The sequence below is a fragment of the Agrobacterium genomosp. 2 str. CFBP 5494 genome, from assembly GCF_900013495.1.
Lineage (GTDB): Bacteria > Pseudomonadota > Alphaproteobacteria > Rhizobiales > Rhizobiaceae > Agrobacterium > Agrobacterium pusense.
In genome coordinates this window covers 1,813,174-1,836,092 of sequence record NZ_LT009718.1, presented here as the reverse complement: position 1 = coordinate 1,836,092, position 22,919 = coordinate 1,813,174, and the positions used below count along the sequence as shown (strand labels likewise).

Here is a 22,919-nt window from a genome sequence, read left to right as displayed (position 1 = left end):
TTACGCCTCGCTTTCCGGTGCCTCCGGCGTGGTCGGCAGATTGTCATCTGCCTCCTCGCCATTGCCATTTTCAGCCTCGTCGTCGCCTTCAGGCTCGTTGATGCGCTCCACGGAAACCACCTTCTCATCCTTCGCGGTCGAGAAGATTGTCACACCCTTGGTCGCGCGGCTGGCGATGCGGATGCCGTTGACAGGCACGCGGATGAGCTGTCCGCCATCGGATACCAGCATGATCTGGTCGCCTTCTTCCACCGGGAAGGCAGCGACAAGTTCACCGATCTCCGACGTCTTCGCGGTATCGGTGGCGCGGATGCCCTTGCCGCCGCGGCCTGAAGTGCGGAAATCGTAAGACGATGAACGCTTGCCGAAGCCCTTCACGGAAACCGTCAGCACGAATTCTTCGCGCGCCTTCAGTTCCTGGTAGCGCTCCTCACTGAGTTCGCCCTCTTCCGTTACTTCCTCACCGACGAGCGCGATATCGTCCTCATCCACGCCTGCGGCACGCCGTTCGGCAGCCGAGCGCTTGAGGTAAGCCGCACGCTCCCACGGCTCCGCTTCCACATGGCCCACAATGGTCATGGAGATGATGCGGTCGCCTTCGGCCAGGTTGATGCCGCGTACGCCGACGGAATTGCGGCCGGCAAAGACGCGTACATCGTCCACGGGGAAGCGGATGCACTGGCCGAGCGCGGTCGTCAGCAGCACATCGTCGCGGTCCGTACAGGTTTCGACGGAGAGGATTTCATCGCCCTCCTCGTCCAGCTTCATGGCGATCTTGCCGTTGCGGTTGACCTGTACGAAATCGCCGAGCTTGTTGCGGCGAACCGTGCCGCGCGTCGTCGAGAACATCACGTCAAGCGTTTCCCAGGTCGTTTCGTCCTCGGGCAACGGCATGATGGTGGTGATGCGCTCGCCGGGTTCCAGCGGCAACATGTTGATAAGGGCCTTGCCCTTGGACTGCGGCGTGCCGATCGGCAGACGCCAGACCTTTTCCTTGTAGACGATGCCACGCGAGGAGAAGAACAGGACTGGCGTGTGGGTGTTGGCGACGAACAGACGGTTGACGAAATCTTCATCGCGCGTTGCCATGCCGGAGCGACCCTTGCCGCCGCGACGCTGTGCACGATACGTCGTCAGCGGCACGCGCTTGATGTAACCGAGATGCGAAACGGTCACGACCATGTCTTCGCGGGCGATGAGGTCTTCATCGTCCATATCGGGACCGCCCTCGACGATCTCGGATCGGCGTGGCGTGCCGAATTCGTCGCGGACGGCGGAAAGCTCGTCCTTGACGATCTGCATGATGCGCAGGCGCGATGACAGGATTTCCAGATACTCGCTGATCTCAGCGCCGATCTTGTTCAGCTCGTCGCCAATTTCATCGCGGCCGAGCGCTGTAAGACGTGCGAGGCGCAATTCGAGAATGGCGCGGGCCTGTTCCTCGGAAAGGTTGTAAGTCCCGTCTTCGTTGATGCGGTGGCGCGGATCATCGATGAGGCGGATCAGGCTTTCCACATCCTGTGCAGGCCAGCGACGCGTCATCAATTCTTCTCGGGCCGAAGCCGGATCGGGAGCATGCCGGATGACGCGGATGACCTCATCGATATTGGCGACGGAAATCGCCAGACCGACCAACACATGCGCCCGCTCGCGCGCCTTGCGCAGCAGGTATTTCGTGCGACGGCTGACGACATCTTCGCGGAAGGACACGAAAGCACGCAACATGTCGAGCAGCGTCATCTGCTCGGGCTTGCCGCCGTTCAGCGCCACCATGTTGCAGCCAAACGAGGTCTGCAACGGTGTGTAGCGGTAAAGCTGGTTCAGGATGACGTCTGCATTGGCGTCGCGCTTCAATTCGATGACGACGCGATAACCCTGGCGGTCGGATTCGTCGCGCAGGTCGGAAATGCCCTCGATGCGCTTTTCCTTGACCAGCTCAGCCATTTTTTCGATCATAGACGCCTTGTTCACCTGATAGGGAACTTCGGTGATGATGATCTGCTCGCGGTCGCCACGCATCGGCTCGATAGTGGCGCGGCCACGCATGATGACCGATCCGCGGCCCGTTTCGTAAGCCGAGCGGATGCCGGAACGGCCCATGATCAGCGCACCGGTCGGGAAATCAGGGCCCGGAATGATCTGCATCAGTTCCGGCAGCTCGATCGCCGGATTGTCGATCAGGGCGATACAGCCATCGATAACCTCTGACAGGTTATGCGGCGGGATGTTCGTGGCCATGCCGACCGCGATGCCGCCTGCCCCGTTGACCAGCAGGTTCGGGAACTTGGCCGGAATGACGACCGGCTCCTGCAAGGTGCCGTCATAGTTGTCACGGAAATCGACCGTTTCCTTGTCGAGATCGTCAAGCAGCGAATGCGCGGCCTTATCCAGACGGCATTCGGTATAACGTTCAGCGGCCGGCGGATCACCGTCGATGGAGCCGAAGTTGCCCTGGCCGTCGATCAGCGGCAGGCGGAGCGACCAGTCCTGCGCCATACGCGCCAGCGCATCATAGATTGCCGAGTTGCCGTGCGGATGGAATTTACCCATCACGTCCCCGGTTACGCGGGCGCATTTAACGTATTTCTTGTTCCAGTCGATGCCGAGTTCGGACATGCCGTACAGAATACGGCGATGAACCGGCTTCAGGCCGTCTCGCACATCGGGAAGCGCGCGGGACACGATAACGCTCATGGCGTAATCGAGATACGACCGCTGCATTTCCTCCATGATGGAAATCGGTTCAATGCCTGGCGGAAGCTTTCCGCCGCCGGGGGGGCTCTGGTCAGTCAAAACGGATCACATTCTCTGTTAAGAATCGGATGGATTTTTATAGCGGAAACAGCCACGTTAAGCCAATTTCCCGGCGAGTTTTGAACAGGCTTTTGCGTCATTTGCAAGACGAACGCCGCTTTTCACGATTTAGCCGCCCAAATGCGTGGCGCTCTCTTTCAAAGTGCCCGCGACTTGCGTAGGCTCCGGCCTAAAAACAAAACCAACGGGGAAAGAATGGCCAGCAGCGAAACGCTCATCAATGCGCTTACCACACTTCTGGTCACACTCGATCCGCCTGGGCTTGCGCCCGTCTTTCTGGCGCTGACTGCCGGAATGACCCGTGACCAGCGCAGCCAGGTGGCGTTGCGCGGCTCCATCATCGCTTTCGGTATCCTTGCCGTCTTTGCCCTCTTCGGCCTCGCAATCCTCAATCTGCTCGGTATTTCGCTGGGCGCCTTCCGCATCGCCGGCGGCCTTCTGCTGTTCTGGATCGCCTTTGAAATGATTTTCGAAAAGCGCCAGGAGCGCAAGGAAAAGACCTCGGAAATCGCCATTACCAAGGACCATCTCCACAATCTCGCGGTCTTCCCGCTGGCCCTGCCGTTGATTGCCGGGCCGGGTGCTATTTCCGCCACCGTTCTGCTTGCCGGCTCAATGAAGACCACGGTCGAGATGGTGGTGCTCATCCTTATCCTCGCTTTCGCGATGGCTCTCGTTTACGCGGCCTTGATCGTCTCGGAACGGATGGACCGCTTTCTCGGCAATACCGGCCGCGCCATCCTTACCCGGCTTCTCGGCGTGCTGCTGGCTGCACTGTCGGTGCAATTCGTGGTCGACGGGATCAAATCCGCATTCGCTTTCTGAGCCGTCCCTGCGCGACACCAGCGCAATAAATTCCTGCCACCGCTGAAATGCCGGAAAATCCTCCCTTAAATTCAGCTGGCGCTTCGGCTAAAAGACGCGTGTCATTTCGGATTCGAAAGTTATCTCCATGCGTTCCACGCTGCGCCGCATCATTCCCGATGCCGCACCCGTCAGCAACAGGGAAAGGCTCCGCTCCGCCACAGGCGCCTTCGTCGGCATACTGCTGACTGGCATTCTCGCCAGTTTCGCTCTTCGTTTCGATCCCACGCTGCCCGCCATGATCGCGCCAATGGGGGCTTCGGCCGTCCTGTTGTTCGCCGTACCCTCCAGCCCGCTGGCGCAGCCCTGGTCGATCCTGTGCGGGAATTTCGTCTCGGCTTTTATCGGGGTGACGGTGGCGCTGCTGGTTCCGGATCCGTTCCTCGCAAGCGCGCTCGCCATCAGCCTGGCCATCGCCGCCATGATGGCGCTGCGCTGCCTGCATCCGCCGAGCGGTGCGGTGGCGCTGACGGCCGTTCTGGGCGGCCCTGCCATACATGGCCTCGGCTATGGTTTCCTGCTATGGCCGGTCGCCGGAAATTCGCTGATCCTTCTTGCCCTGGCCGTCGCTTACAACAATGCCACTGGCCGCGCCTATCCACACGGTCTGAAGCTTGGCAAGGCCACGCACGGGACAGCCGATCCGACACCCATTCAGAAAATCGGCTTTTCCTCCACCGATCTCGACGACGTGCTGAAGGAATATGACGAGTTCATCGATATCGACCGCGACGCGCTGGAAACCATCCTGCGGAAGACAGAGTTGCGCTCCTACCGGCGTCGCGCGCTGCATCTCGATTGCGAAAGTGTCATGTCGCGGGATGTGGTCGGCGTCGCCCCTGATGACAGCCTGCGCCACGCGCATGCCCTGATGCAAAGCCATCATTTCAAGGCGTTGCCCGTCACCAATGACAGCGCCGAAATCGTCGGCATCGTCACCCAGACAGACTTTCTGGAAAAGGCGAGCTGGAGAAACGGTCGTCCCTCGATCGGTTTCCTGCAGCGGCTTCGCCTCATCCTGTCAGGCGCAAGTGCCCCCAACGATACGGTCAAGGACATCATGACATCGCCCGTTAAAACCGTGCGGCCGGAAACCCCAATCGAGGAAGCAATCATCCGCTTTGCGGAGGAAGGATTGCATTATCTGCCTGTCATCGACGCCAGGGGTAAGATGGTCGGCATCGTCTCGCAATCCGATGTCATGGTGGCGATGCTGGCCGATAAAGTCGCGGCATAGATTGCGCCGGGCGTCGAAGTGTTCTTCTCTTAAAAAAACGGCAAAGCCCGATGTCAGCGTCTCGCCTTCAAAAGGCGCTGCCACAGTGTGCCACCGAAGAACCGCCCGAGCACGACAAAATAGGCAATGATCAGCGCAAAGGCGATAAAGGCGGGCGCACCGTTGAGGGCGAAACCTTCGGGCGTTCGCCCTCCCGCTACCGTCGCGACCAGAAATCCGGCGGCGAAAAACGCCGTCCAGAAGTCGAGAAAAAAAGCGAGGATGATGCGCCAGGTGGCGGGCTGTTTTGGCTGCAGGGTTTCGTCAGTCAAGCTCACCTCCTGTCACACGTTTCTTCGTCCCCGGTCCGATCAGAACGGGATATCGTCATCCATGTCGTTGGAGAATCCGCCCGAAGGCTGGTTGCCACCACGGGAAGAACCGCCGCGCGAGGAGGACTGCTGGTCGTAACCGCCGCCATAGCTGGAGCCGCCGCCGCTGCCATAATCATTACCGCCGCCGAAGTCGCCGCCGCCGCTGCGGCCGCCGCCCTCACCGCGACCATCGAGCATGGTCAGCGTGGAGTTGAAGCCCTGCAGCACGATTTCGGTGGAGTAACGGTCGTTACCGGTCTGGTCCTGCCATTTGCGGGTCTGCAACTGGCCTTCGATATAGAGCTTGGCGCCCTTCTTCACATATTGCTCGACGACCTTGCACAGGCCTTCGTTAAAGACGACGACCGTGTGCCACTCGGTCTTTTCCTTGCGCTCGCCGCTGTTGCGGTCCCGCCAGGTCTCCGAGGTGGCGATGCGCAGGTTGGCAATGGGTCGGCCATCCTGCGTCCGGCGGATTTCGGGATCAGCGCCCACGTTTCCGATCAGAATTACCTTGTTTACGCTACCAGCCATCTCGTCATCCTGTCCGCCGGCCATCATGACCGGCAATTGCATTTCAAAAAATTCGGCACACAATAGCTGCCGCGGCCCGCAAAGGGCACCGCAAGGATGGAACTATCCACAAAGAATAATCTTAAGCTGTGGGGGCAGACATTCGCGCTTGCAATTCGTTCCTTTTTTGTTCTATTGAATTGCAGATTTCGAGTCAAGCATCGTGAAAAGCTGCGACCGATAGGGAATAGACCTCGACACGTCCGGCTGCGTCACTACATAAGGACGCGCCGCCATCCAGCCTGTTATTTTTGTCCGAGCCTTGTCATGAGTGAACTGAAGACGATTTCCATCCGTGGTGCCCGTGAACACAATCTCAAGGGTATCGATCTCGATCTGCCACGTAATAAGCTGATCGTCATGACCGGGCTTTCCGGTTCAGGCAAGTCGTCGCTCGCCTTCGATACGATCTACGCCGAAGGCCAACGCCGTTATGTCGAAAGCCTCTCGGCCTATGCGCGCCAGTTCCTGGAAATGATGCAGAAGCCGGATGTCGACCAGATCGAGGGCCTGTCGCCGGCAATCTCCATCGAACAGAAGACCACCTCGCGCAACCCGCGCTCCACGGTCGGCACGGTCACCGAGATCTACGACTATATGCGCCTTCTCTTCGCGCGTGTCGGTGTCCCCTATTCGCCGGCCACGGGCCTGCCGATTGAAAGCCAGACGGTCAGCCAGATGGTCGACCGCATCCTCGCTTTCGAGGAAGGCACGCGTCTTTACATCCTCGCGCCGATCGTGCGCGGCCGCAAAGGCGAGTACAAGAAAGAACTTGCCGAGCTGATGAAGAAGGGCTTCCAGCGCGTCAAGGTGGACGGCCAGTTCTACGAGATCGCCGACGTTCCTGCTCTCGACAAGAAGTACAAACACGACATTGACGTGGTGGTTGACCGCGCCGTCGTGCGCCCGGATATGGCCGCGCGTCTTGCCGACAGTCTCGAGACCTGCCTCAAGCTTGCCGATGGTCTGGCAATTGCCGAATTTGCCGACAGGCCCCTGCCGCCCGAAGAGACAGCCGCCGGTGGTTCCGCCAACAAGTCTCTCAACGAGACCCATGAGCGGGTGCTGTTTTCGGAAAAATTCGCCTGCCCCGTTTCCGGCTTCACCATTCCGGAAATCGAACCGCGTCTCTTCTCCTTCAACAACCCCTTCGGCGCCTGCCCCAGCTGCGATGGCCTTGGCTCGCAGCAGAAGGTGGATGAGAACCTGATCGTGCCGGAGCCGGCCCGTACCCTGCGTGACGGGGCCATTGCTCCCTGGGCAAAATCATCGTCGCCCTATTACAACCAGACGCTGGAAGCGCTCGGCAAAGCCTTCGGATTCAAGCTTTCGAGCAAGTGGTCCGATCTTTCGAAGGAGGCGCAGCACGCCATTCTTCAGGGCACTGACGACAAGATCGAGTTCAATTACCAGGACGGCGCCCGCTCCTACAAGACAGTCAAGAACTTCGAAGGCATCGTGCCCAATCTGGAGCGGCGCTGGAAAGAGACAGACAGCGCCTGGGCGCGCGAGGAAATCGAGCGCTATATGTCGGCAGCCCCCTGCCCGGCCTGCGCCGGTTACCGCCTGAAGCCGGAGGCGCTGGCGGTCAAGATCAACAAGCTGCATATCGGTGAAGTCACCGAAATGTCTATCCGGACGGCGCGCGACTGGTTCGAGGTGCTGCCGGAAAGCCTGAACGCGAAGCAGAATGAAATTGCCGTCCGTATTCTCAAGGAAATCCGCGAACGCCTGCGATTCCTCAACGATGTAGGGCTGGATTATCTCAGCCTGTCGCGCAATTCGGGCACGCTGTCGGGCGGGGAGAGCCAGCGTATCCGTCTGGCCTCGCAGATCGGCTCTGGCCTCACCGGCGTTCTCTACGTTCTCGATGAGCCCTCGATCGGCCTGCACCAGCGCGACAATGCGCGCCTGCTGGATACGCTCAAACATCTGCGCGATATCGGCAACACCGTCATCGTGGTCGAACATGATGAGGACGCCATTCTGACGGCGGATTATGTGGTCGATATCGGCCCGGCGGCCGGTATTCACGGCGGCCAGGTGATTGCCGAAGGATCCCCGCAGGAAGTGATGGCCAATCCGAAATCGCTGACCGGCAAATATCTCTCCGGTGAACTCGGCGTTGCCGTGCCGGCTGAGCGCCGCAAACCCAAGAAGGGCCGCGAGATCAAGGTTTTCGGCGCACGCGGCAACAACCTGAAGAATGTCACGGCCGCTGTGCCGCTCGGTGTTTTCACGGCCGTAACCGGGGTTTCGGGTGGCGGCAAATCCACCTTCCTGATTGAGACGCTCTATAAATCGGCGGCGCGCAGGGTCATGGGCGCGCGTGAAATCCCGGCCGAGCACGACCGCATCGATGGTTTCGAATTCATCGACAAGGTGATCGATATCGACCAGTCGCCGATCGGACGCACGCCGCGTTCCAACCCGGCCACCTATACCGGCGCCTTTACGCCGATCCGTGACTGGTTCGCCGGCCTGCCGGAAGCCAAGGCTCGTGGTTACGCGCCCGGCCGCTTCTCCTTCAACGTCAAGGGTGGCCGCTGCGAGGCCTGCCAGGGCACGGGGTGATCAAGATCGAGATGCACTTCCTGCCTGACGTCTACGTCACCTGCGACGTCTGCCACGGCAAGCGTTATAACCGCGAGACGCTGGACGTCACCTTCAAGGGCAAATCCATCGCCGACGTGCTGGATATGACGGTTGAGGAAGGCGTCGAATTTTTCGCCGCCGTTCCCGCCGTGCGCGACAAGCTGCAATCGCTCTTCGATGTCGGCCTCGGTTACATCAAGGTCGGACAGCAGGCCAATACGCTTTCAGGCGGCGAGGCGCAGCGCGTCAAGCTCGCCAAGGAACTGTCGAAGCGCTCGACGGGCCGCACGCTCTATATTCTCGACGAGCCGACGACGGGCCTGCATTTCCACGACGTCAACAAGCTGCTCGAAATGCTGCATGCGCTGGTGGAACAGGGCAATTCCGTGGTGGTGATCGAGCATAATCTCGAAGTCATCAAGACGGCGGACTGGATCATCGATATCGGGCCTGAAGGCGGCACGGGCGGCGGCGAAGTGGTGGCCACGGGCACGCCGGAAGACATCGTCAAGGTGGAGCGTTCCTATACCGGCCACTTCCTGAAGGAGCTTCTGGAGCGCCGGCCGGCCGGAAAACGGGAGGCTGCGGAGTAAGCCGCAGCTTTCGTCGCAAAGGTTCGAAAGGCCGAAGGCCGGAGGAGGAACTAGATATGTCGACATCAGGCACGATCCGCACCGGTATCGGCGGCTGGACCTTCGAGCCCTGGGAAGGCACTTTTTATCCCGAAAAACTGCCGAAAAAACGCCAGCTGGAACACGCCAGCCGGCAGCTCACGGCAATCGAGGTGAACGGCACCTATTACAGCAGCCAGAAACCGGAGACCTTTGCGAAATGGGCATCCGAAGTGCCCGAGGATTTCGTGTTTTCGCTAAAGGCAAGCCGCTTTGTCACCAACCGCAGGGTTCTGGCCGAGGCAGGTGAGTCGATGACGAAGTTCCTGACGCAGGGGTTGACGGAACTCGGGTCCCATCTCGGTCCCATCCTCTGGCAGTTTGCGCCCACGAAAAAATTCGACGCGGAGGATTTCGGTGCATTTCTGGCGCTGCTGCCCGAAAAGCAGGACGGGCTCACTCTTCGCCATGTCGTGGAGGTGCGCAACCCGACATTCCAGGTTCCGGAATTCATCGAACTTCTTGCCAGGCACAAGGTCGCCGTCGTCTGCGCTGACCATCACGATTATCCGATGCTGCCTGACGTAACGGCCGATTTCGTTTATTGCCGCCTGCAGAAGGGCGAGGACGACATCGAGACCTGCTATCCGAAAAAAGAGATCACGCACTGGGCTGAGCGGGTAAAGACCTATGCGAGGGGCGGTGTGCCGGACGATCTGCCGCTGATCGCGCCGGATCGGAAGGTTGAGAAGACCCCGCGCGATGTTTTCGCTTTCTTCATTACCGGCGGCAAGGTCAATGCGCCTAATGGTGCGCAGGAACTGCAAAGGGCGGTCTGAGCGCTTTCAGCCCGCCATGTCTTTCGTGGCGCTGACATCGATGCTGGCGAAAGCGGCCTCGATGACCTCCGGCCCTGCCCCGGGCCTCGTGGCATCGCTGGAGAGGATTTGCCGGAAACGGCGCGCGCCGGGCATGCCCTGAAACAGTCCGACCATATGGCGGGTGACGTGGTTGAGACGTCCGCCCGCGGCGATATAATCGGCGGCATAGGCCATCATCGCGTCACGCAGCGCCATCCAGTCCGGGTGGCGGGCCTCCTCGCCATAGATGCGATGGTCGACGTCGGCAAGGATGGAGGTGTTGTGATAGGCGGCCCGGCCGAGCATCACGCCATCCATATGCTGGAGATGTCCGCTCGCCTGATCGAGATCGGCGATACCGCCGTTGATGCCGATAAAGACGTCAGGATTTTCCCGCTTCATGCGATAGACGAGGTCATAATCGAGCGGCGGCACTTCGCGGTTTTCCTTTGGCGAAAGCCCTTGCAGCCAGGCTTTGCGCGCGTGAACCCAGACCGCGTCCGCACCCGCCGCAACAACCCTCTTCAGAAAATCAGGCAGAACCGCTTCCGGTTCCTGCTCATCCACCCCGATCCGGCATTTCACGGTAACCGGCACACTGGCGGCAGCCTTCATTGCGGCCACACATTGCGCCACCACATCAGGCTCGCGCATCAGGCAAGCGCCGAAGGTGCCGGATTGCACCCGATCCGAGGGACAGCCAACATTCAGATTGATTTCATCATAACCGTAGTCCCCGGCGATCCGCACCGCTTCGGCAAGCTTGGCCGGATCAGACCCGCCGAGCTGCAACGCGACGGGGTGTTCTTGAGGGTGATAACCGAGCAGCCTGTCACGCTGGCCATGGATGATGGCGTCGGCAACGATCATTTCGGTGTAAAGCAGCGCACGCTTCGACAATTGCCGGTGCAGAAACCTGCACCTCGTATCCGTCCAGTCGATCATGGGGGCCACGGCGAAGATTTTTTCGCCGCTTGCAAGCGCTTGTCTGTACATGGATTAACCTCTTTGCGCCGGCTTCTACAGCAAAGGACCGTAAAAAGCCAGTTTTGCAGGCGAGGCAATTTTGAACTGGAAATCGCGCCGGAATCGCGGGACAAGAATTGCACCCTAAAAGACGACAGGAAATCCACATGGCCGCTACCGTCATCCCTGCCCCGAAGCCCGTTCTCCTGCCCGTCGAAGGCACGAGCGATCTGTTCCCTGTACGGCGGGTCTATTGTGTCGGCCGCAATTATGCCGATCACGCCATTGAGATGGGCCACGACCCCTCGCGCGAGCCGCCTTTTTATTTCCAGAAGAACCCGGACAACCTGCTGCCCGCAGGACAGGATTTTCCCTATCCGTCCCTCTCATCGAATGTGCATTACGAAGTTGAGTGCGTCGTGGTGCTGAAAAGCGGCGGAGCGGATATTCCGGCGTCGGAAGCGCTGAACCATGTCTGGGGTTACGCCGTCGGTATCGACATGACACGCCGCGACCTGCAGGACGGGCTGAAGAAGATGGGACGTTCCTGGGAGGGCGCGAAGGCCTTCGAATATTCCGCGCCGGTGTCCCCCATCGTCCCAGCGGACAGGATCGGGCATCCCGCAACCGGCGCGATCTGGCTCGACGTCAATGGCGAACGCAAGCAGACGGGCGATCTCGCCCAGATGATCTGGAAGGTGCCGGAAGTGATTGCCGAGCTTTCCAAGCTGTTCACCCTTGCCGCTGGCGACGTCATCATGACCGGCACGCCGGCTGGCGTTGGTCCAATCGTTCGCGGTGACCGCATAGAATGCGGCGTCGAGGGTGTCGGCACACTGTCGGTGACGGTCGTCTGACGCACGAACATAAGAGAGGACATCGACATGCCGCTTTACCGCCTTGCCGACCGTGTGCCGCAAACGCCTGCAGCGGATCGCTACTGGATCGCTCCCGACGCCAATGTCATTGGCTCAGTCACGCTCGGCGAAGACGTCGGCATCTGGTTCGGTGCAACGCTGCGTGGAGACAATGAGCCGATCATCGTCGGGCGCGGCACCAATATTCAGGAAGGCGTGATGGTTCACAGCGATCCCGGCTTTGCCGCAACGATCGGCGAAATGTGCACCATTGGCCACCACGCTATCGTGCATGGCTGTACCATCGGCGATAATTCGTTGATCGGCATGGGCGCGACGATCCTGAACGGCGCAGAGATCGGCCGAAACTGCCTCGTCGGCGCCAATGCTCTGGTGACGGAGGGGAAGGAATTTCCGGATAATTCCCTGATCGTCGGCTCGCCCGCGCGCGCTATCCGCACGCTTGATGACGACGCCGTGGCGGGGATTCGTCGCTCAGCGGAAAAATACGTCGAAAACTGGAAGCGTTTCTCGCAGGATCTGGCGATCATCGAAAGGTGATCGGGAGCGGGCAACAATACCCATTCCATCCATCGTCCGTCAGGCCGAGCAGGCGGCGCAAAGACCGCGGATTTCGATGGTGGTCTTTTCCGCTTTGAACTTGCTGTCCTTCACCCAGCGCTCCAGCCGGTGATCGATCTCGTGATCGTGGAATTCCGTGACCTGCCCGCAGGACTCGCAGATGGCGAAGGCGACGGTGCCATGGTGACTGGAGCAGCACTCCGCCTGGGTATGGGTGCAGGCGACGAAGGCGTTAAGGCTCTCCAGCCGGTGCACAAGGCCATATTCCACCAGTTTTTCCAGCGCCCGATAGACCTGCAGCGGCGCGCGGAAACCATCATCGCGCAACTTGTCGAGGATCATATAGGCGCTGAGCGGCTGATGCGCGTTTGAAAGGGCGTTCATGACCAGCGACTGGTTCTTGGTGAGGTTCTGCTGGGTCTGCGCATTCATGACTTGCCTCCTTCATCCGCGGAGCGGGACAAACCCGGCGCCGGCAACAGGCTTATAACGAAGAGGATCACCGCGGCAACCACGATGGATGGACCGGACGGTGTATCATAGGTGAGCGATCCGAAGAGGCCGCCAACAACGGCAACCGCACCGATCAGCGAGGCCACCACCGCCATTACCTCCGGTGTAGCGGAGAAACGTCTGGCGGTCGCAGCCGGTATGATGAGCAGCGATGTGATGAGCATGATACCGACCACCTTCATCGCGATGGCGATCACCAGCGCCATCAGCAGCGTGAAGATCAATTTCGCCCGTTCCGGTTTCAGCCCCTCGGCTTCCGCCAGCTCGGTATTGACGGTGGAGGCAAGCAGCGATCGCCACAGGAACACCATGGAGACGATGACAACCAGTCCTCCGCCCCAGATCAGTGCAATATCGCTGCGGGTGACGGCGAGAATGTCGCCGAACAGGAACGAGACGAGATCGATGCGGACCCAGCTCATGAAGGCAACAATGACAAGGCCGATCGCCAATGCGGAGTGGGACAGGATGCCCAGCAGCGCATCGGCGGACAGCGCCTGCCGCCGTTGCAGGAAAATCAAAAGGAGCGACACGGCCGACGCGACCAGAAACACGCTGACAATGAGGTTCAGCTGCAGCAGCAGAGACAGGGCAACACCCAGAAGCGCCGAATGGGCCATGGTATCGCCAAAATAGGCCATGCGCCGCCAGACGACAAAGCAGCCAAGCGGACCGGCTGTCAACGCAACCCCAATGCCGGCGACCATGGCGCGGACGAAGAAATCGTCAAACATGGCGTTCTCCCTGCCGCTGGTTCAGGTTGGCGTCGTCGTCATGTTCATGGCCGCAGCCGCATTCTCCATGATCATCGTGGCGGTGGCCGTGGTCATGATGGTCATGCCCGTGGTCATGATGAAGATCATGCCCGTGATGGTGACCATCCTCGGGGTGGCAATGGTCCGTCACCGTGCCATCCGCATGTTGCACCCGGCCGTCCGGCAAATGGGTGTGATCATGATGGTGACTGTAGACGGCAAGCCCCTTCGCCGCCGCGCCGCCGAACAGGCGCATATATTCCGGACTCTGGCTCACCGCCTGCGGTGTGCCGCGGCAGCAGACATGGCCGTTGAGGCATATCACCGTATCGGTTTCCGCCATCACTACATGCAGATCATGCGAGATTAACAGAATTCCGCAATTATTTGAATTCCTGATATTTTTTATCAGATCATAAAGCGCGATCTCGCCGGAGAAGTCCACCCCCTGCACGGGTTCGTCAAGAACCAGAAGGTCTGGCTTGCGGGCAATGGCGCGGGCAAGAAGCGCGCGTTGGAACTCGCCACCGGACAGATGCTGCACCTCGGCATTGGCAAGATGCGCGATACCGGTCGCATTCAGCGCGGCGTCGATTTCGCGGGCGGCGAGCGGTCCCGTCAGTGTCATCAGTCGGCGCACCGAAAGCGGCATTGTCCAGTCGACCGAAAGCTTCTGCGGCACATAACCCACTTTCAGACCAGCCTTGCGGGTAACCACCCCCTCGGTTGGTTTGACGACACCAATCGCCATTTTCGCGCTCGTGGACTTGCCTGATCCGTTCGGCCCGATCAGTGTGACGATCTCGCCCTTGCTGACGGAAAACTCCACGCCGCGCACCAGCCAGCGGCCGTTGCGCTGGACGCCGGCATTGGCAAGGGAGACCAGTATCTCGTTACCCGGATGGGCAGAATGAAGCATGGGATTGTCCCTTTTGGCGATGTTGCTTACCGCTATCGCATACGTTATAGAGTTACGCAATAAATGTAATAACATAACTAACGTTCTTCAAGTGGAGTGCATTTCATGAAATCGATCCTGATCCCGCTCGCGGCGTCCATGGCAATCGCGGTCGCCGCTTCGGGCGCCACCGCTGCACCCGAGGTCGTGGTGTCGATCAAGCCCGTGCACTCCCTCGTTGCAGCCATCATGCAAGGTGTCGGGGAACCACAGCTCATCGTCGATGGCGCGGCCTCGCCGCATACCTATAATCTCCGTCCGTCGAATGCACGCAAGCTCGAAACGGCGGATGTGGTTTTCTGGGTGGGTCCCGGACTGGAAGCATTTCTGGAGAAGCCGCTGGAAGCGCTGGCCGCCAAGGCGACTGTTGTGGAACTGGAAGATGCCAAGGGGCTGGAGAAGCTGCCCTTCCGTGAAGGGGGGCCCTTTGAAGCGCATGATCATGGTGAAGAAGGCCATGAGGCGAATGACGGTCATGCCGAAAAGCCGGACGCGCACGAGCATGGTCACGAGCATGACGGAGGCGGTCACGCCGGTCACGACGGTGAGAGCCACGATGACCATGAGCATGGCACCTATGACACACATCTCTGGCTTGACCCCGCCAATGCCAAGGCCATGGCCCAGGCAATCGAAACCGCGCTGATCGCGGCCGATCCCGGCAATGCCGCGATCTATCAGTCCAACACAAAGAAACTGATCGATGATCTCGATACACTTGACGCCGAACTGGCCAAAACGGTTCAGCCGGTGAAGGACAAGCCGTTCATTGTCTTCCACGACGCCTACCAATATTTCGAACATCGCTATGGCGTGAAGACGGCGGGGTCGATCACCGTCAGCCCCGAAACCCTGCCGGGCGCGGATCGCGTCAAACAGATGCAAGAAAAGGTTCGTCAGCTCGGCGCGACATGCGTTTTTGCCGAACCGCAATTCGAGCCTAAGCTGGTCTCGGTCATCACCGAAGGCACGGCAGCGAAATCGGCCACGCTTGATCCGGAAGCGGCAACGCTGGAGCCAGGCCCGGAGCTTTACTTCAAGCTGATGCGCGGTATCGCCGGGTCGCTGAAGAATTGTTTGTCCTGATGGGCACTCATCAAGCCCGGCATGGCCAACGCGCCATGCCGGCTCGGTCTTGCGTGTGCCTTAAGGCTTCGGCGCCATGGAGGACCAGACCGGGCGGCTGATACTCTGCAGAGTTTCCGCGGGCGCGCCGTTGATGCGGGCCAAAAGGGCTTTCGCAAGCTCCCTGCCCGCCAGTTTGATATCTTCATTGACGGTATGGATCTGCGGCTTGATCCAGTTCAGGAATTCGGCGGACTGTTTCGAGACGATGTCAATGTCCTTTCCGATTTTCACGCCCGCGGCCTCGAACCCGGCCACCAGCGCGATGGTGCTACTGCCACTGATCGAAACGATGCCATCGGGACGATCATCGGACTGCATGAGCCTCTGGCCAAAATCCCGGATTTTTTCCAGCGGCGTTTCGATTGTAACGGTGTCCAACGGAAATTCGGTAAGGCCGAAATCCCTGATTGCCCGATTAAACCCTTTGCGAGCGTGGTCGTGAAACGAAAAACGTGACGGCGGCACGATGACGGCGATCTTCCTGCGTCCGCATTGAGCCAATCGCTCGACCGCTTCGTAGGCATAGGCCTCATTGTCAAAATCATGAAAGGCATGGTCGATGCCCATGTCCGAACGTCCATGGGTGACGAAGGGCATCTTGCGCTCCGTCATGAAACGGACTCGCGGATCGTTGGGTTCGATCTTAGAAATGATGACGCCATCCGCGGATCCCGTTTCGAGAATGTAGCGGATCGGCACCATGGAATCCTTGGCGTGGATATGGGGCGTTACGACCAGATGATATTGGGTCGAGGACAGAACCTCGGTGATGCCGAACACCATCTGGCTGGTAAAACCCATCAGCTCTTCATCGACGCTGAGAACGAGGGCAATCACATTGGTCTTGCCGGTGCGAAGGCGCACGCCGGCGCGGTTTGGCTGATAGCCGATCTGGCGGGCAATCAGCCGCACGCGCTCCTTGGTCTCCGCGCCGATATCAGGCGCATCCTTGAGAGCGCGCGAAACGGTGGTGATGCCGAGGCCCGTCATGTAAGCGATGGTCTTCAGGGTCGGGCGCTCGCCCGTCGTCACGGGCGCTTCGCTCCCGCCGGATTTACCAGTATCGTTCATGTCATTTCGCCATGCTTGACCGAACGGTGATCATAGATAGCTTTTACGTCGTTGCAAAGGCAAAGGTCCTCAACCGGGATCCGCTTTCCGCGCGGGAGCCCTCGTTCGGGCTATAACGATGTAGCTCGAAAAAATGTCCGGTTCTTACTGCGCTTTTCTCTCGCCCGCCCGTGATGGCTGCGTAGCCAATACATGATTTAATCATAAACATTGAAAAATAATAATAACTTATTGATATAAAATAGAAAAATAAAATAACACTTAGAACGATCCATCCGGCCGCAATTGATGCGCCGTTCCAGAAATTTTTCCTGACATATGTTGTACCTGAAAGACATGACGGAATGGAGGTTTTACGGTAACGTTGCCGAAGGGAGGGTATCATGAGACCGAGCAAGCGGGCGTTTAGCCACTTGCGGCGTCCATCCTCCCCAGATTCTGACACAAGCCTGCATCACAATGCCGGCTTCCTTATTTGAATTCATAAATGCAGGGTCCCGTCATGATTTCTTCCTCCACGCCCGAAACCGTCATCGATCTGGCAGGGCTCTGGCGCCTGACATCAGTGGACAGAGATCATACGACCGAGCTTACCGTCCCTGGGGATATCCATACGGCACTCAAAGATGCGGGCATCATTCCAGATCCCTACCACGGAGCCAATGAAAAGGCCGTGCAATGGGTGGCCCAACAGGACTGGGTTCTTGAGCGAACGTTCATCCTCGATGAGGCGGACGCAAGCTGGTATCTCGACATCGACTATCTCGACACCGTCGCGATTGTCTTCGTGAACGACGTTCCGGTGCTCAGCGCGGACAATTGCTTCCGTCGCTACCGCCCTGACATTTCCCGTGCAGTGCGCCCCGGTGAAAACACCATTCGCATCCATTTCCACTCCAATATAACCGCCGGGGCGGAGCGGCAGGCGCGCCAGCCGTTTTATATACCCTATCATCCGGGGAATTCGCCTATCGCCAATGGCAATATGCTGCGCAAGCCGCAATGCCATTTCGGCTGGGACTGGAACATCGCGATTGCGCCGCTCGGGCTTTACGGCAAAATCCTGCTGAAACGGCTCGATACGGCCCGGATCGAGCATGTCGTTACCTCACAGCGCCATATCGACGGCGGCGTCGAGCTGCATGTGGCCGTCACCCTCTTTGCCGAGGGACCGGCAAGCCTCCCGGTTTATCTGTCTCTCAACGATGAAGGGCTGAGGCTCGATTGCGGCGTCGGCGCAGGCGAAACCGTGGTGCGTCACGTCTTCTTCGTGGAAAATCCGGAGCTCTGGTGGCCGGCCGGCAGTGGCGAGCAGACGCTCTACACGCTGATGGTGGAGCTGCCCGATGAGACTGTGACCCGGCAGATCGGCTTCAGGACCATCGAGCTTCTGACCGATAAGGATGAGGCTGGCAGCCGCTTCGCGTTCCGCATCAACGGCCGGGAAATCTTCTGCCGCGGTGCCAACTGGATTCCCGCAGATGCGCTCCATTCGCTCACCAGCCGGGAAAAGACCGAAGACCTCCTCTGCTCCGCGGTCGAGGCTAACATGAACATGATCCGGGTCTGGGGCGGCGGATTTTACGAGGAAGACTGGTTCTACGATCTCTGCGACCGTCTTGGCCTGCTGGTGTGGCAGGACTTCATGTTCGCCTGCAATCTTTATCCCTGCAGCGAGGATTTTCTCGACAATGTCGAACATGAGGTTGATTATCAGGTGAAACGCCTCTCCTCGCATCCTTCCATCGCGCTCTGGTGCGGCGATAACGAGCTGGTGGGTGCACTGACCTGGTTCGATGAGTCCCGCAACAATCGCGACCGATATCTTGTGGCTTATGACCGACTGAACCGCACCATTGAAAAGGCCCTGAAAAAGGCCGCTCCCGAAGCACTGTGGTGGCCATCAAGCCCCGCCTCCGGTTATCTCGATTATGGCGATGCCTGGCACGCGGATGGTTCCGGCGACATGCATTACTGGTCCGTGTGGCACGAGAACAAGTCATTCGACAATTACCGTTCGGTGAAGCCGCGTTTCTGCTCGGAATTCGGTTTCCAGTCCTACACTTCCATGCCGGTCATCCGCACCTATGCGGAAGACAAGGATATGAACATCGCCTCCCCCGTCATCGAACTGCACCAGAAAAATGCCGGCGGCAACGAGCGGATCGCCGGTACGATGTTCCGCTACTTCCGCTTCCCAAAGGACTTCGAGAATTTCGTCTATCTGAGCCAGGTCCAGCAGGCATTGGCTATCCGCACGGCCGTCGATTACTGGCGCTCGCTGAAGCCGCATTGCATGGGAACGCTATACTGGCAGCTGAACGACACCTGGCCGGTCGCCTCGTGGTCAAGCCTCGATTATGGCGGCGGCTGGAAGGCGCTGCATTATGCCGCCCGCCGCTTCTTCCAGCCTGTCACGGTTTCGGCTATTCCCGCGGAAGATGGACGCCGAATAAACTTCTCCATGGTGAACGACACGACGGAAGACGTCGAGATCGACATGAATATCGTTGCTTTGACCATGGACGGCAACCGAGTGCCGTTGAAATCCGCCAACGGCACCTGCACGACCGACAGGGCGGCTACGCTGACCGACATCGACATGAGCAGCCTGCCTGACGGCGCCATCCTTGCCTGGAGCTTCATCGCCTCCAACGGCATGACCGGCGAAGGCCACCATGTGCGCGACACCTATAAAGCGCTGGAACTTCTGCCCGCCGGTCTGACATTCACCACCAGCTCGCTGAAAAACGGGCAGTTCGAAATAGATGTCACCGCAAGCGGGCTTGCGCTCTTCGTCATGCTGGAGGCAGATCAGCCCGGGCGTTATTCCGACAACCTTTTCGATCTCGCCGCCGGCGAAACGCGGCGTATCATCTTCACCCCGAAAGCGGGCGGCGGACAGCCGCACTTCCGTGTCTTCGATCTTCATGGCTGCCAGTCCCCGCATTGAAACGATGCGGAGAAAGGCATAACCATCCTGTTCGGGAAGACAGGCTTCGCGGCCTGCCCTCATCAGTTCAAATGGTTGCCGGGTTCTTCGGCAGCCGATCATCAGCAAGTGGAGGAAGACCCATGGTTTGGCAACCGGCCGAAAACCGTTACACGTCCATGAAATATAATCATTGCGGAAAGACCGGACTGAAACTGCCGGCGATCTCGCTGGGACTCTGGCATAATTTCGGCAACGATACGCCGCATCAGACGAAACAGGCCATCTGCCGCCGTGCCTTCGATCTCGGCATTACCCATTTCGACCTCGCCAACAATTATGGCCCGCCGCCCGGCAGCGCCGAGACCGCCTTCGGCGAAATCCTGAGGACGGATTTCCGGGGTTATCGTGACGAGATGATCATCTCCTCCAAGGCGGGTTACAACATGTGGCCTGGTCCTTACGGCGAATGGGGCAGCCGCAAATATCTTATCGCCTCCTGCGACCAGAGCCTGAAACGCATGGGGCTGGATTACGTCGATATATTCTATTCTCACCGTTTCGATCCCAACACGCCGCTTGAGGAAACCTGTGGTGCGCTCGATCAGATCGTGCGTTCGGGCAAGGCGCTTTATGTCGGCATCTCTTCCTACAATTCGAAGCGCACCCGCGAGGCAGCTGCCATCCTGAAGGACCTCGGCACGCCCTGCATCATCCACCAGCCGAGCTATTCGATGATCAACCGCTGGATTGAAGAAGATGGTCTCGTTGATACGCTGGAGGAACTAGGCATTGGCTCCATCGTCTTCTCGCCGCTGGCGCAGGGCATGCTGACGACGAAATATCTCGGCGGCGTACCTGATGGCAGCCGCGCATCGCAGAGCAAGTCGCTCAACCCGGCTTTCCTCAATGAACGTAATGTCGAGAACATCCGGGCGCTGAACGGCATTGCCGAGCGGCGTGGCCAGACACTGGCGCAGATGGCCATCGCCTGGGTGCTGCGCGGCGGTCGCATCACCTCGGCGCTGATCGGCGCCAGCCGCGTCGAGCAGGTTGAAGACTGTGTGAAAGCGCTGGACAAACCGGATTTCACGACCGAAGAACTCGCTGAAATCGACCGCTACGCCAAGGACGCTGATATCAACCTCTGGGCGAAATCTGCCGAACGCGTCTGACCGAGGAGAGACCGCCCGGTTATTCCGGGCGGTCCCACCGCGTCAAGAAACTTCAAAACAAAAGATTAACTTTCGCCTCTAAGCCTTAACAACCATTACATAATTGTAATTTTAAATTCAGTTTCCGTTCATTCGTTTATTCGTAAGTTCTTCTCATTGAAACACGAGAGGAAACTTCCATGAAAAAGTTCGTCACCATTCTTCTGGCTGCAACCGTTCTCGCGGCCCCGATGGCTCAGGCGCAGGGCCGTCACGATGATCGCCACCGCGGCGTCACCGTTGAGCGTCATGTCACGAAAAAGGTCATCGTCAAGAAGCACCGCTGGGATCGTGGTCAGCGCCTTTCGCCAGCAGAGCGTCGTCATTTCGTCGATCGTCGCGATTATCGCCGTTACCGCCTGGCCGAACCGCGCCGCGACCAGCGCTGGGTGCGCGTTGACAACCAGTTCCTGCTCATCAATGCCGTCAGCGGCCTGATCGTCGGCCTTGCCGCCGCTCGCTAATTCCAAGCACCGGTGAAATGAAAAAGGCCCGCTTGCGCGGGCCTTTATCTTTATCCAATGGCCGATCAGAAAATATCGGCGCCGCTGCCCCACGGGCCATGCGGCTTGTCCACGCCGTCGGTGCGTTCGAAACCATGCGCGCCGAAGAAGTCGCGCTGCGCCTGGATGAGATTGGCGCTGCCGCGGCCGCGACGATAGGCGTCGAAATAGCCGAGTGCAGAGGCCAGCGCCGAAACCGGCAGGCCCGACAGGGCAGCGTAAGAAACGACGCGGCGCAGCGGCGCATCGGTTTCCTTGACGATGGCGGAGAAAGCCGGCGTCACGATGAGGTTGGCCACATGCGGATCCTTGGTAAAGGCCGAGGTGATCTCATCGAGGAACTCCGAGCGGATGATGCACCCGGCGCGCCAGATGCGGGCAATCGTCGGCATCGGCAGGTTCCAGTTGAACTCCTTCGAAGCGGCCGACATGATGGCGAAGCCCTGCGCATAGGCACCGACCTTGGCGGCCAGAAGCGCGCTTTCCAGATCGGCGATGAAGGCCTTCCTGTCGGCCGGTGCGGCTGCAAGGGCCGGAAGGCCGAAGATCTTCTCGGCAGCTTCGCGCTCATCCTTCTGCGAGGAGAGAATACGGGCAGCCACGGCCGCTTCGATGGCGGTTGCGGCGACGCCCATGTTCTGCGCCTCGATGACGGACCACTTGCCCGTGCCCTTCTGGCCGGCCTTGTCGAGGATCAGATCGACCATCGGTTTGCCGGTGATCGGATCGGCGGCGCGCAGAACCTTTTCGGTGATTTCGATCAGGTAGGAATTAAGACGGCCCTTGTTCCATTCACCGAACACATCGGCGATTTCGGCAGCGCTCATCTTCAGACCGTCACGCAGGATGCCGTAGATTTCCGCGATCATCTGCATGTCGGCATATTCGATACCATTATGGATGGTCTTGACGAAGTGGCCAGCACCATCATTGCCGAGCCATGCCACGCACGGATCGTCATTATATTTGGCGGAGATGGAGGTGAGCACTTTCTCGACGCGCTTCCAACTGTCCTCGGTGCCGCCAACCATGATGGACGGTCCATGACGCGCGCCCTCTTCGCCACCCGAAACGCCCATGCCGATAAAGGTGAGGCCGCTGTCCTTCAGATTGTCGAAACGGCGGATCGTGTCGCGGAAATTCGCATTGCCCGCGTCGATCATGATGTCGCCGTTCGAAAGGTGCGGCTTCAGGATTTCCATCTGCTGGTCGACCGGATCGCCAGCCTTGATCATGATGATGATCGGGCGCGGAGGACGAATGGCGGCAACGAATTCCTCGATTGTTTCGCAAGGGATCAATTGTCCCTGCAACTCGCCGGCTTCAGCGTAGAATTTTCTCGTCGCTTCAGGGGTTCGGTTGAATACGGCGATCTTGTTGCCCTTTTCGGCGATGTTGAGCGCCAGGTTAGAGCCCATGACGCCGAGACCGATCAAACCGATTTCTGCCTGTTCCACGGATGTGCCTCCATCTTGCTTTTTGGTGGTCGTGTTGTGGCACTGTAATCACCAAACGGCAAGGCTGGGCTTGACT

At 59.2% G+C, this 22,919-nt stretch carries 18 protein-coding genes and 1 pseudogene; 10 read left to right on the top strand and 9 right to left on the bottom strand.

Annotated features, from left to right (window positions below; genetic code table 11):
* Window positions 1-2,793 (bottom strand): DNA gyrase subunit A, encoded by a 2,793-nt coding sequence (gyrA, locus tag AGR2A_RS09000; RefSeq protein ID WP_004441736.1) that lies wholly within the window; start codon window positions 2,791-2,793, stop codon window positions 1-3.
* Window positions 2,794-3,009: 216 nt separating this feature from the next.
* Here gyrA and AGR2A_RS08995 point away from each other — a divergent pair, with 216 nt between their 5' ends.
* Together AGR2A_RS08995 and AGR2A_RS08990 are read left to right on the top strand one after the other, a co-directional pair.
* Window positions 3,010-3,639, top strand: coding sequence for a MarC family protein (locus AGR2A_RS08995; RefSeq protein ID WP_035208833.1), 630 nt, complete (start codon window positions 3,010-3,012; stop codon window positions 3,637-3,639).
* A 127-nt stretch (window positions 3,640-3,766) separates the two neighbouring features.
* Window positions 3,767-4,915, top strand: coding sequence for a CBS domain-containing protein (locus tag AGR2A_RS08990; RefSeq protein WP_072494368.1), 1,149 nt, complete (start codon window positions 3,767-3,769; stop codon window positions 4,913-4,915).
* A 53-nt stretch (window positions 4,916-4,968) separates the two neighbouring features.
* Here the strand turns inward: AGR2A_RS08990 and AGR2A_RS08985 are convergent, their stop codons facing one another.
* Both AGR2A_RS08985 and AGR2A_RS08980 read right to left on the bottom strand, forming a co-directional pair.
* Complete coding sequence (locus AGR2A_RS08985) at window positions 4,969-5,232, bottom strand: hypothetical protein (RefSeq protein WP_234704074.1); 264 nt, start codon at window positions 5,230-5,232, stop codon at window positions 4,969-4,971.
* A gap of 33 nt (window positions 5,233-5,265) precedes the next feature.
* On the bottom strand, window positions 5,266-5,844 hold the full coding sequence (locus AGR2A_RS08980) for a single-stranded DNA-binding protein (protein ID WP_048902810.1): 579 nt from the start codon (window positions 5,842-5,844) through the stop codon (window positions 5,266-5,268).
* A 264-nt stretch (window positions 5,845-6,108) separates the two neighbouring features.
* Between AGR2A_RS08980 and uvrA the strand changes: the two are divergent.
* Window positions 6,109-9,029: pseudogene (gene uvrA, locus AGR2A_RS08975) on the top strand (excinuclease ABC subunit UvrA).
* Between the two features lie 56 nt (window positions 9,030-9,085).
* Window positions 9,086-9,886, top strand: a complete 801-nt coding sequence (locus AGR2A_RS08970; protein WP_072494367.1) for a DUF72 domain-containing protein — start codon at window positions 9,086-9,088, stop codon at window positions 9,884-9,886.
* 6 nt (window positions 9,887-9,892) lie between these two features.
* Here AGR2A_RS08970 and dusA read toward each other — a convergent pair whose 3' ends face one another.
* Window positions 9,893-10,903 carry a tRNA dihydrouridine(20/20a) synthase DusA gene (gene dusA, locus AGR2A_RS08965; RefSeq protein WP_037089192.1) on the bottom strand — a complete coding sequence of 337 codons (1,011 nt, stop codon included), beginning with the start codon at window positions 10,901-10,903 and terminating at the stop codon, window positions 9,893-9,895.
* Window positions 10,904-11,040: 137 nt separating this feature from the next.
* Between dusA and AGR2A_RS08960 the strand changes: the two genes are divergently transcribed.
* Window positions 11,041-11,730 carry a fumarylacetoacetate hydrolase family protein gene (locus AGR2A_RS08960; RefSeq protein ID WP_072494366.1) on the top strand — a complete coding sequence of 230 codons (690 nt, stop codon included), beginning with the start codon at window positions 11,041-11,043 and terminating at the stop codon, window positions 11,728-11,730.
* A gap of 27 nt (window positions 11,731-11,757) precedes the next feature.
* A complete protein-coding gene (locus tag AGR2A_RS08955) occupies window positions 11,758-12,291 on the top strand; it encodes a gamma carbonic anhydrase family protein (RefSeq protein WP_072494365.1) in 534 nt (177 codons plus the stop codon).
* 39 nt (window positions 12,292-12,330) lie between these two features.
* Here the strand turns inward: AGR2A_RS08955 and zur are convergent, their stop codons facing one another.
* The 3 genes from zur to znuC are packed head-to-tail and all read right to left on the bottom strand — an operon-like array spanning window position 12,331 to window position 14,499.
* Window positions 12,331-12,744: a zinc uptake transcriptional repressor Zur gene (zur, locus tag AGR2A_RS08950; protein ID WP_004441705.1), complete on the bottom strand. Its 414-nt coding sequence runs from the start codon at window positions 12,742-12,744 to the stop codon at window positions 12,331-12,333.
* Window positions 12,741-13,559, bottom strand: coding sequence for a zinc ABC transporter permease subunit ZnuB (gene znuB, locus AGR2A_RS08945; RefSeq protein ID WP_004441703.1), 819 nt, complete (start codon window positions 13,557-13,559; stop codon window positions 12,741-12,743). Before znuB ends, zur begins: the two co-directional genes overlap by 4 nt.
* Window positions 13,552-14,499: a zinc ABC transporter ATP-binding protein ZnuC gene (gene znuC, locus AGR2A_RS08940; RefSeq protein ID WP_072494364.1), complete on the bottom strand. Its 948-nt coding sequence runs from the start codon at window positions 14,497-14,499 to the stop codon at window positions 13,552-13,554. Before znuC ends, znuB begins: the two co-directional genes overlap by 8 nt.
* 105 nt (window positions 14,500-14,604) lie before the next feature.
* Between znuC and znuA the strand changes: the two genes are divergently transcribed.
* Complete coding sequence (gene znuA / locus AGR2A_RS08935; protein ID WP_004441699.1) at window positions 14,605-15,624, top strand: zinc ABC transporter substrate-binding protein ZnuA; 1,020 nt, start codon at window positions 14,605-14,607, stop codon at window positions 15,622-15,624.
* Between the two features lie 60 nt (window positions 15,625-15,684).
* Here the strand turns inward: znuA and AGR2A_RS08930 are convergent, their stop codons facing one another.
* Window positions 15,685-16,737: a LacI family transcriptional regulator gene (locus tag AGR2A_RS08930; RefSeq protein ID WP_034495714.1), complete on the bottom strand. Its 1,053-nt coding sequence runs from the start codon at window positions 16,735-16,737 to the stop codon at window positions 15,685-15,687.
* Window positions 16,738-17,239: 502 nt separating this feature from the next.
* On the opposite strand from AGR2A_RS08930, the gene AGR2A_RS08925 reads away from it, so the two are divergent.
* The 3 genes from AGR2A_RS08925 (at window position 17,240) to AGR2A_RS08915 (ending at window position 21,347) form a co-directional block, all read left to right on the top strand.
* Window positions 17,240-19,690 (top strand): beta-mannosidase, encoded by a 2,451-nt coding sequence (locus AGR2A_RS08925; protein WP_376750294.1) that lies wholly within the window; start codon window positions 17,240-17,242, stop codon window positions 19,688-19,690.
* Between the two features lie 122 nt (window positions 19,691-19,812).
* Window positions 19,813-20,844 carry an L-glyceraldehyde 3-phosphate reductase gene (gene mgrA / locus AGR2A_RS08920; RefSeq protein ID WP_022556113.1) on the top strand — a complete coding sequence of 344 codons (1,032 nt, stop codon included), beginning with the start codon at window positions 19,813-19,815 and terminating at the stop codon, window positions 20,842-20,844.
* A gap of 179 nt (window positions 20,845-21,023) precedes the next feature.
* A complete protein-coding gene (locus AGR2A_RS08915; protein WP_004441687.1) occupies window positions 21,024-21,347 on the top strand; it encodes an RcnB family protein in 324 nt (107 codons plus the stop codon).
* A 65-nt stretch (window positions 21,348-21,412) separates the two neighbouring features.
* Here the strand turns inward: AGR2A_RS08915 and gndA are convergent, their stop codons facing one another.
* Window positions 21,413-22,843, bottom strand: a complete 1,431-nt coding sequence (gene gndA / locus AGR2A_RS08910; protein WP_006697538.1) for an NADP-dependent phosphogluconate dehydrogenase — start codon at window positions 22,841-22,843, stop codon at window positions 21,413-21,415.
* Window positions 22,844-22,919: the final 76 nt, after the last annotated feature.